The sequence below is a fragment of the Streptomyces sp. NPDC005374 genome, from assembly GCF_042872225.1.
Taxonomy (GTDB): Bacteria; Actinomycetota; Actinomycetes; order Streptomycetales; family Streptomycetaceae; genus Streptomyces.
Map to the genome: position 1 here is coordinate 346,860 of NZ_JBIAKA010000011.1, position 7,621 is coordinate 354,480.

General features: G+C 69.2%; 4 protein-coding genes. 2 read left to right on the plus strand and 2 right to left on the minus strand.

What is annotated here, in order from left to right; all coding sequences use genetic code 11:
• The first annotated feature begins 151 nt into the window (after window positions 1–151).
• Together ACFYRX_RS28565 and ACFYRX_RS28570 are read left to right on the plus strand one after the other, a co-directional pair.
• On the plus strand, window positions 152–1,885 hold the full coding sequence (locus tag ACFYRX_RS28565) for an ABC transporter ATP-binding protein (RefSeq protein ID WP_389105454.1): 1,734 nt from the start codon (window positions 152–154) through the stop codon (window positions 1,883–1,885).
• The gene (locus ACFYRX_RS28570) at window positions 1,885–3,813 is read left to right on the plus strand and encodes an ABC transporter ATP-binding protein (protein WP_389105457.1); all 1,929 of its coding nucleotides are present in this window, start codon (window positions 1,885–1,887) and stop codon (window positions 3,811–3,813) included. The genes ACFYRX_RS28565 and ACFYRX_RS28570 overlap by 1 nt, the downstream gene beginning before the upstream one ends.
• 213 nt (window positions 3,814–4,026) lie before the next feature.
• Here ACFYRX_RS28570 and ACFYRX_RS28575 read toward each other — a convergent pair whose 3' ends face one another.
• Together ACFYRX_RS28575 and dnaG are read right to left on the minus strand one after the other, a co-directional pair.
• Window positions 4,027–5,316 carry an RNA polymerase sigma factor gene (locus ACFYRX_RS28575; RefSeq protein WP_389105460.1) on the minus strand — a complete coding sequence of 430 codons (1,290 nt, stop codon included), beginning with the start codon at window positions 5,314–5,316 and terminating at the stop codon, window positions 4,027–4,029.
• Window positions 5,317–5,529: 213 nt separating this feature from the next.
• Window positions 5,530–7,437: a DNA primase gene (gene dnaG, locus ACFYRX_RS28580; RefSeq protein ID WP_389105462.1), complete on the minus strand. Its 1,908-nt coding sequence runs from the start codon at window positions 7,435–7,437 to the stop codon at window positions 5,530–5,532.
• Window positions 7,438–7,621 lie beyond the last annotated feature (184 nt).

A 7,621-nucleotide genomic window follows, 5' to 3' on the forward strand; every position in this document is an offset into this window, starting at 1 on the left:
AGGCACCGGTATGAGTCGCGCCCGGCGGCGACCCGTAAGGCCGTACGAAGCACTGCTCTCGGCTTAATCGGTTGAGGTAACACGGGTGGAGTGTCCGACGATAGGGGCCAGGGGCAACCAACCGCCCGTCGCCGACTCCGAGAGACGTAGCGTGCTCATACGACTTCTGCGGACCTATCTCAGGCCCTACAAGAAACCCATCGCTCTTCTGGTGCTGCTGCAGTTCCTCCAGACCTGCGCCACCCTCTACCTGCCCACGCTCAACGCGGACATCATCGACAACGGCGTCGTGAACGGGGACACCGGCTACATCCTCGGCTACGGCGCCGTCATGATCGGCATCTCGCTGGTGCAGGTGGTGTGCAACATCGGGGCCGTGTTCTACGGCGCCCGGACCGCCGCCGCGCTCGGCCGGGACCTGCGGGCAGCCGTCTTCGACCGGGTGCAGTCGTTCTCGGCGCGCGAGGTCGGCCAGTTCGGCGCGCCCACGCTGATCACCCGTACGACCAACGACGTGCAGCAGGTCCAGATGCTGGCCCTGATGACGTTCACGCTGCTGGTGTCGGCGCCCATCATGTGCGTGGGCGGCATCGTGCTGGCGCTCGGCCTGGACGTACCGCTGTCCGGGGTGCTGGTGGCCGTGGTGCCGACGCTGGGCATCTGCGTGACGCTGATCGTACGGCGGCTGCGGCCGCTGTTCCGGTCGATGCAGGTGCGTCTGGACACCGTGAACCGGGTGCTGCGTGAGCAGATCACCGGCAACCGGGTCATCCGGGCGTTCGTGCGGGACGAGTACGAGCAGGACCGGTTCCGGAAGGCGAACACCGACCTGACGGACATCTCGCTGAAGACCGGCAACCTGCTCGCGCTGATGTTCCCCGTGGTGATGACGACGGTGAACCTGTCGTCGATCGCCGTGGTGTGGTTCGGCGCCCACCGGATCGACAGCGGCGGGATGCAGATCGGTGACCTGACCGCGTTCCTCGCCTATCTGATGCAGATCGTCATGTCCGTGATGATGGCCACCTTCATGTTCATGATGGTGCCGCGCGCGGAGGTGTGCGCCGAGCGGATCCAGGAAGTGCTGGAGACGTCGTCGAGCGTGGTTCCGCCGGTGGCACCCGTCACCGAGCTGCGGCGGCACGGGCATCTGGAGATCCGCGGGGCGGGCTTCCGCTATCCGGGCGCCGAGGAGCCGGTGCTCAGGGAGATCGACCTGGTGGCCCGGCCCGGCGAGGTGACCGCCGTGATCGGCTCGACCGGCAGCGGCAAGTCCACGCTGCTCGGCCTGGTCCCCCGGCTGTTCGACGCGACCGACGGCGAGGTGCTCGTCGACGGCACCGAGGTGTCCACCCTCGATCCGAAGCTGCTGGCCAAGACTGTCGGGCTGGTGCCGCAGAAGCCGTATCTCTTCGCGGGCACGGTCGCCACCAACCTGCGTTACGGCAATCCGGACGCCACCGACGAGGAGTTGTGGCAGGCGCTGGAAGTGGCGCAGGCCAAGGGATTCGTGGAGGGGCTGGAGAACGGCCTTGACTCGCCCATCGCGCAGGGCGGCACCAATGTCTCCGGCGGTCAGCGGCAGCGGCTCGCCATCGCGCGCACGCTGGTGCAGCGGCCGGAGATCTACCTCTTCGACGACTCCTTCTCCGCCCTCGACTACGCGACCGACGCGGCTCTTCGGGCGGCGCTCGCCGAGGAGACCGCGGAGGCGACCGTCGTGATCGTCGCCCAGCGGGTGGCCACCATCCGCGACGCCGACCGGATCGTCGTCCTCGACGAGGGCCGGGTCGTCGGCACCGGCACCCACCGCGAGCTGATGGCGGACAACGAGACCTACCGGGAGATCGTGCTCTCCCAGCTGACGGAAGCGGAGGCCGCCTGATGGCCGGGCCCATGGGGCGCATGATGGCCGGCACCGGCCCCGACAGCCGTTCGCTGGACTTCAAGGTGTCCGGCAGGCGACTGCTCACCCACTTCAAGCCGGAACGGCTCACCCTCTACGCGATGCTGGCCTGCGTCGTGGTGAGCGTGGGCCTCAACGTGGTCGGGCCGAAGATCCTCGGCAAGGCCACCGACCTGGTCTTCGCGGGGATCATCGGACGGCAGATGCCCTCCGGCGCCAGCAAGGAGGAAGTCCTCGCGGGGATGCGGGACCGCGGCGAAGGTCAGGTCGCCGACATGCTCCGCAGCACCGACTTCACCCCCGGCAAGGGCATCGACTTCACCGCCGTGGGGCAGGTCCTGCTGGTCGCGGTCGGGGTGTTCCTGATCGCCGGGCTGCTGATGGCGGTGGCGACACGGCTGGTCAACAGGACCGTCAACCGCACGATGTTCCGGATGCGCGAGGACGTCCAGACCAAGCTGTCCCGGCTGCCGCTGTCGTACTTCGACAAGCGTCAGCGCGGTGAGGTGCTGTCCCGGGCGACGAACGACATCGACAACATCGGGCAGACCCTGCAGCAGTCGATGGGCCAGCTCATCAACTCGCTGCTCACCATCATCGGCGTGCTCGCGATGATGTTCTGGGTGTCCTGGCTGCTCGCTCTGGTTGCGCTGGTCACCGTGCCGCTGTCGTTCGTCGTCGCCACGCGCGTCGGCAAGCGCTCGCAGCCGCACTTCGTGCAGCAGTGGCGCACCACCGGCAAGCTCAACGCCCACATCGAGGAGATGTACACCGGGCACACGCTGGTGAAGGTGTTCGGGCGTCAGGACGAGTCGGCGGCGCAGTTCGCCGAGCAGAACGACGCGCTGTACGAGGCCGGGTTCAAGGCGCAGTTCAACAGCGGGGTCATGCAGCCGCTGATGATGTTCGTCTCGAACATCAACTACGTGCTGGTGGCGGTCGTGGGCGGCCTGCGGGTCGCGACCGGCTCGCTGTCGATCGGTGACGTGCAGGCCTTCATCCAGTACTCCCGGCAGTTCTCCATGCCGCTCACGCAGGTCGCGTCGATGGCGAACCTCGTGCAGTCGGGTGTCGCCTCGGCCGAGCGGATCTTCGAACTCCTGGACGCGGAGGAGCAGCAGGCCGATCCGGTACCGGGCGTGAAGCCCGAGGAGCTGCGCGGACGCGTGGCCCTGGAGCACGTGTCCTTCCGCTACGACCCCGAGAAGCCGCTCATCGACGACCTCTCGCTGAAGGTCGAACCCGGGCACACGGTCGCGATCGTCGGCCCGACGGGAGCCGGCAAGACCACCCTGGTCAACCTGCTCATGCGGTTCTACGACGTCTCGGGCGGCCGGATCACCCTGGACGGCGTGGACATCGCCCGGATGTCCCGGGACGAGCTGCGGGCCGGGATCGGGATGGTGCTTCAGGACACCTGGCTGTTCGGGGGCACGATCGCGGAGAACATCGCGTACGGCGCCTCCCGCGAGGTCACCCGGGGCGAGATCGAGGAGGCGGCGCGGGCGGCCCACGCGGACCGGTTCGTGCGGACGCTTCCCGACGGCTACGACACCGTGATCGACGACGAGGGCAGCGGGGTGAGCGCGGGTGAGAAGCAGCTCATCACGATCGCCCGGGCGTTCCTGTCGGACCCGGTGATCCTGGTGCTGGACGAGGCGACGTCGTCGGTCGACACGCGTACCGAGGTGCTGATCCAGAAGGCGATGGCGAAACTGGCCCACGGGCGGACGTCGTTCGTGATCGCGCACCGGCTGTCGACGATCCGGGACGCGGACACGATCCTCGTCATGGAGAACGGCTCGATCGTCGAACAGGGCACGCACACCGACCTGTTGGAGGCCGGCGGGGCGTATGCGCGTCTGTACAAGGCCCAGTTCGCGCAGGCGGTGGCGGAGGTGGACTGAGGGGGCCGGGCCAGTGTCGGGTGTCTGCGGGTGCGTTGTGGCTGGTCGCGCCCACGCGGCGGAGCCGCATATGTCACAGCCCCGCGCCCCTGAGGGCGCGGTGCACGAAGCCGCGTCGTCATGCGAGCGACGGCCCTGTACCCACCTGGGGGCGCGGGGAACTGCGCGACCAGCCCCCACCGGCCCGCAGACACCCGACGACCCGCCCGTCCGCTAATCCAGATATCCCCTCAACTGGTCCGCGAACGCGTGGTCCCGCAGCTTGTTGAGGGTCTTCGACTCGATCTGGCGTATCCGTTCCCGCGTGACCCCGAAGATGCGGCCGATCTCCTCCAACGTGCGAGCCCGCCCGTCGGCCAACCCGTACCGCAGCTGCACGACCTTGCGTTCACGCTCGCCCAGGGTCGACAGGACCGCCTCCAGGTGCTCCCTGAGCAGCAGGAACGCCGCCGACTCGACCGGCGATGCCGCGTCGCCGTCCTCGATGAGGTCGCCGAGGGCGACGTCGTCCTCCTCGCCCACCGGGGCGTGCAGCGACACCGGTTCCTGGGCCAGGCGCAGGACCTCGCTGACACGTTCCGGGGCGAGGTCGAGATGGGCGGCGACCTCTTCCGGGGTGGGTTCGTAGCCGCGTTCCTGGAGCATGCGGCGCTGGACGCGGATGACACGGTTGATCAGCTCGACGACATGGACCGGGACCCGGATCGTGCGGGCCTGGTCGGCGAGGGCCCGGGACATGGCCTGGCGGATCCACCAGGTGGCGTAGGTCGAGAACTTGTAGCCGCGGGCGTAGTCGAACTTCTCGACCGCCCGGATCAGGCCCAGGTTGCCCTCCTGCACCAGGTCGAGCATGGTCAGGCCGCGGCCTACGTACCGCTTGGCGACCGAGACGACCAGGCGCAGGTTCGCCTCGATGAGGCGCCGCTTGGCCATCCGGCCCAGCACGACCAGACGGTCCAGGTCGAGCGCCAACTGGCTGTCCAGGTCAGGGGCGTTGCTGAGTTTCTCCTCGGCGAACAGACCTGCCTCGACCCGGCGTGCGAGGTCGACCTCCTCGGCCGCGGTGAGCAGCGGGATGCGGCCGATCTCGCGCAGGTACTGACGGAAGAGGTCCGATGACGGGCCGCCGGTGTCGGTGCGGCCGCGGGGTGGTTCCGGGGGGTCGACGGGCTCGGTCTCGGCGGTTTCGAGCGCGCCGGCGGGCGGGGCGTCCGGCTCCGCCTCGGGGTGGTGCACGGCACGGCTCTGCGGGGGCACCGTGACGAGGACGTCGGTCTCGGCGTCCGGCTCTGCCGTGTCGTCCGCACTGTTCTCGGTCTGTGTGAGGGTCTGGGTCTGCACGGGGGCGACCTCCAGGATGATCGCTGCCAGGGAGGACGGCAGCGGTACTTCGGGGGCGGAGTCGGCGGCCTCGCCGCTGTTCGTCCCGTACGCGATGAGCGGAACCGCGGGGGTCTGGGACCCGCCGGGGACGGATCGGCCGCGCTCCGAGGACTCAGGCACCGGAACCCAGTGTGGAGTACGACACATCGCCGCCACGAGGGGCGTGCGGTGACTTTTTGAGTCCGGTCCGTGACCACGTGGTTACCCTCTCGGGCCCCCGGATGCCCACGCCCGCCCTGATCTGGCACGATCCACGCGCGCCCGCTTCTTTGTACGAAATCCGGGTGCCGGATCGGTGTGACGCACCGAGGGGGAGCGGCCTTCGGTTTTCCCTCAGAGCGCGGCGGCGCCTTGATTTCGTAGAGCCCGGTCGTACTGCTGGAGAACCCACAGCTCGTTCTTCGCAGCAGCCAATTGGGCCGGGTCCCCACCTGCCTCCAGGCGCCTCACAGTGAATTGAATCTCTTGGATACGGCGTTCCACAGCACGGCGGCGGACCGTGACCAGCTGATCGCCCGCGTAATTCTCGTCGACCGTCTTGCGCATGATCGCCTCGACGGCCAGCTCCGTGACCATCGCGCGGACCACGTCGTCGGGGGCGGCCTCGCGGACCCGGACCAGGTAGTCCTGGGAGTCCTGCACGCCGTACTCGGCGCCGCCCGCGTCCATGATGGCCTGGCGTACGGCGGCGTAGGGGGCGGCGGTGAACTCGTCGATGCCGTACGCGTCGAAGGCCGGGGAGACCAGGTCGGGGCGCTGGAGGGCGAGCTTGAGCAGCTCGCGCTCGGTGGCGTAGACGGGATTGCGCAGGGTGAGGGCGGGGCCGGAGACGGCGGGGCGGTGGGCTCCGTCGTACGACGGCTGCTGCTGGCCGCGTCCCGAGGGGGCCGGGCCCTTGCCGCCGCGGTCGCGGGCCCAACGGGCCAGCTGGGCCACCCGCTTGACCACGAACTGGGTGTCGAGGATGCCGAGCATGCCGGCGAGCTGGACGGCGACCTCGTGCTGGGCGCCGGTGTTCTTGATGCGGGCGACGATGGGGGCGGCCTCGTCGAGGGCGGCGGCGCGGCCGGCCGGGGTGTCGAGGTCGTAGCGGACGACGATCTGGCGGAGCGCGAACTCGAAGAGCGGGGTGCGGGGTTCGACGAGGTCGGCGACCGCGTCGTCGCCCTTGGCCAGGCGCAGGTCGCAAGGGTCCATGCCGTCGGGGGCGATGGCGATGTAGGTCTCGGCGGCGAACTTCTGGTCGTCCTCGAAGGCCCGCAGGGCCGCCTTCTGGCCGGCCGAGTCGCCGTCGAAGGTGAAGATCACGCGGGCCGAGCCGTTGTCCATCAGCAGACGGCGCAGGATCTTGATGTGGTCGCCGCCGAAGGCGGTGCCGCAGGTCGCGATCGCGGTCGTCACACCGGCGAGATGGCAGGCCATGACGTCGGTGTAGCCCTCGACGACGACCGCGCGGGACGCCTTGGCGATGTCCTTCTTCGCGAGGTCGATGCCGTAGAGGACCTGGGACTTCTTGTAGATCGCGGTGTCGGGCGTGTTGAGGTACTTCGGGCCGTTGTCCGCTTCGTAGAGCTTGCGGGCGCCGAAGCCGACGACCTCGCCGCCGATGTCGCGGATGGGCCACATCAGGCGGCCGCGGAAGCGGTCGATGGGGCCGCGGCGGCCCTCCTGGGAGAGGCCGGAGAGCAGGAGCTCCTTGTCGGTGAAGCCCTTGCCGCGCAGGAAGCGGGTGAGGTGGTCCCAGCCCTGGGGGCTGTAGCCGACGGAGAAGTGGGCGGCGGCGGCCTGGTCGAAACCGCGCTCGGCGAGGAACTGGCGGCCGGCGTCGGCCTCCGCGTTCGTGGCCAGCTGCTCCATGTACCAGTCGGCGGCGATCTTGTGGGCCTCGACCAGGCGGATCCGCTCGCCGCGCTGGTGGGAGGGGTTGTAGCCGCCCTCCTCGTACCGCAGGGTGATGCCGGCCTGGGCGGCCAGGCGCTCGACCGCCTCGGAGAAGGTGAGGTGGTCGATCTTCATCACGAACGTGATGGTGTCGCCGCCCTCCTGGCAGCCGAAGCAGTGGAAGAACCCCTTGCTCGGACTGACCTGGAAGGACGGCGACTTCTCGTCGTGGAACGGACACAGGCCCTTGAGGTTGCCACCGCCCGCGTTGCGCAGCTGGAGGTACTCGGACACCACGGCGTCGATCGGGACCGCGTCCCGAACCGCCTTCACGTCCTCGTCGTTGATCCGTCCTGCCACGCGGTGATTCTACGGGGCCGAACTGACACTCCTGAGGCCAGACAGCTTTCCGGCCGGGGGCCCGGGGGTCGCCCCCCGGGAATCACAGCACGGGGCCGAACTGACACTCCTGAGGCCAGACAGCTTTCCGGCCGGGGGTCCGGGGGTCGCCCCCCGGGAATCACAGCACGGGGCCGAACTGACA

Bases quoted from the DNA above. Each gene is read 5' to 3' on its own strand.
- ACFYRX_RS28570 (WP_389105457.1), top strand. From the start codon at position 1,885: ATGGCCGGGCCCATGGGGCGCATGATGGCCGGCACCGGCCCCGACAGC.